Origin of the sequence: Microbispora sp. KK1-11 (assembly GCF_006874435.1) — a bacterium.
In the GTDB taxonomy this organism is placed as follows: Bacteria; Actinomycetota; Actinomycetes; order Streptosporangiales; family Streptosporangiaceae; genus Microbispora; species Microbispora catharanthi.
Genome location: NZ_VIRJ01000085.1, coordinates 1 through 1,596, shown reverse-complemented (window position 1 = coordinate 1,596; position 1,596 = coordinate 1). Strand labels below are relative to the sequence as shown.

Annotated in this window: 2 protein-coding genes; both read right to left on the bottom strand. The window is 66.9% G+C overall.

Going from position 1 to position 1,596, the window contains the following annotated elements:
- Nucleotides 1-478 precede the first annotated feature (478 nt).
- Nucleotides 479-898 (bottom strand): hypothetical protein, encoded by a 420-nt coding sequence (locus FLW16_RS42800; RefSeq protein ID WP_142566702.1) that lies wholly within the window; start codon nucleotides 896-898, stop codon nucleotides 479-481.
- Entirely contained in the window at nucleotides 895-1,155 is a 261-nt protein-coding gene (locus FLW16_RS42795) for a hypothetical protein (RefSeq protein WP_142566701.1), read from the bottom strand. Before FLW16_RS42795 ends, FLW16_RS42800 begins: the two co-directional genes overlap by 4 nt.
- Between the last annotated feature and the right edge of the window lie 441 nt (nucleotides 1,156-1,596).

The window sequence follows — 1,596 nt, the reverse complement described above, 5'->3', positions numbered from 1 at the left end:
GATCACCCTTCCCCTCAGTCACGCCCTCGCCTGGTCCCGACACAGACGACACCACCAAGCCCGCGCCCGAGCTAGCCACTACTGGAAACGCTGGCTCCGACATCACGAAATCAGGCTGTAGTACTAGCCGCCGGACCGCACGCCGACCTCCTGGCTGCGCTGGCCGGCAGCAGAAAGTACTCACGCGAACGGTGACCGGTTATGACATCGGGCCCCCTCGCCTACGACCTGAAGGACCCGCCCTGGATCGGCGCCGTCTCCAGCAAACCGCGCTCACTTCAGTGCGTGGGGAGAACTCATGTCGGTTCGAGGCCTCCGCTCACCCAGGTAGGCCATACCCCGCTCGGTTCGGGCTCGGGCGCGCCTGCCCACTTCCGGGTCTGCCCGTAGCGCTCCGCGTGGGCTCGTTCGACCGCCCGGCGGACGGGGCCTCCCGGGCGGCGGGGTCATCGAGTGGATCTGCAGGCACCAGGTGAGCTCAGTCCATGTCGCTGATCTCGAACACCGCAACCGTCCAAGGCAACTGCGCCAGCACCGGGTCCCAGCGCTTCTGGTTGGTCGTCAGAACGGGAAAGCCGAGGTGGCGCGACACCGCGACAACATGCGCGGCAGCCAGATCGGGCTGCTCTGCCAGGTAGGCGTACGCCTCGGATATGCGCTGCGTCTCTTCGAGGGTGGAAACCACCTCAAGCCGGACGTGCTCCACGAACTTGATCGTCCCGTGGATGGCCTCGATCTGCGCTTCGCTGAGGTCGTGCTGAGCGACGGCCAGGGTGATGGCGGGGATGCTCATGCGGATGGCGTGCGCGTCGAGGTTGGCAATGAGCTGGGTCACGACGGTGTTGCCGCGGCCGAACTCGTTAATGGTTACGTCGTCCAGGACGTAACCGGTATTCATGAAGCCTGCCGGGCCTGTAGGAACTCAACAGCGCGCTTGGCGATCCGGTCAGCCTTAGCTACGGCGTCGGGATCGGCTGCCGCCCTGGCAAAGAGCGCCTCGGCCGCATTGCGCTCACGGGTCGCCTTAGCTCGATGCTCTTCTAGGAGTTGAGCGAGGACGTCGGCGAGGGTGGTGCCCCGGCCGCCCTCGTCAGCGAGGGCGTTCAGCTCGTCACGGAGCGACTTAGGGACCTTGATGGTTGTCGAGTCGGTCATACCTCCAGAATACCCGGTAGCCCCAGAGTATGAAAGAAATGCGGTAGCTAAAGGCCACTCAGCTCCCAGCCGTCGCTCTCCCGCCTCGAGGCGCGCCCTCGGCGGGTCGCCTTCACCGCCGACGTCGAGACGCCTGTGCGCGGCCCCCGCGTCGAGGGCGGGGTGTCGGTATGACTCGTGCAGCCAGGTACACGCCTGTGACCGGCCGCGCGGGCGACGGCGAGCCTGCGACCACCGGGCTCGGCGACCAGTAGGTCCTCGCCCATGAGGACCTTCGCAAGCGGCTGAGAAGAAGCGCGCATCGTCCTGCGCTAGACGTTGGTGACCACCGCCCGCTGCGGCGTGGTCGCTGTGGGCGGACACGACGAGCGCATGGGGGCGAGAAGCCAGTACCCACGCGGCTGCGCCTCCTACACGCGGGCCCGTACGGCAAGGTCACCC